The following is a 431-nucleotide window of genomic DNA, read 5'->3' on the forward strand; positions in this document are numbered from 1 at the left end:
AGTGAACCATATGTTGTCTTATCTCTTTGGTTTTTAATTACTTCTAGATTTCTTAGAGTTGAAGAAGATATTTCAACAAATTTTGATTTGTTTATAACCTCAATTTTTCTAATAGTTAATTCATTATTAAATTGCATAGCTAAAACATAATCTAATATACAGGCACAAGCATCTATCATAGCTTATTTAGATATAACTACAGGAGAATTTAAAGTATTAGAATGTGATGAAGATAATTTAATTAGTGAGATATATAAAATAGAACCAAAAGAGATATTATTAACACAAAGCTTAAAAGAAAAATTTGAGAATATAATAGACAAGCTTGATGTTAATATTTCAACAATTAGTAAAGTAAATGATGCAGAAAAATTTTTAAAAGATTACTTTAATATAGTTTCTTTAGATAGTTATGGTATATTTGGTAAAAA

1 protein-coding gene is annotated in these 431 nt (G+C 22.7%); it reads left to right on the forward strand.

Going from position 1 to position 431, the window contains the following annotated elements:
* Nucleotides 1–192: 192 nt before the first annotated feature.
* The coding region (locus tag BUE91_RS00705) for a hypothetical protein (RefSeq protein ID WP_244889859.1) at nt 193–431 on the forward strand (239 nt) is incomplete at its 3' end.

It is taken from the genome of Streptobacillus notomytis, assembly GCF_001902585.1.
GTDB classification, from domain to species: Bacteria; Fusobacteriota; Fusobacteriia; order Fusobacteriales; family Leptotrichiaceae; genus Streptobacillus; species Streptobacillus notomytis.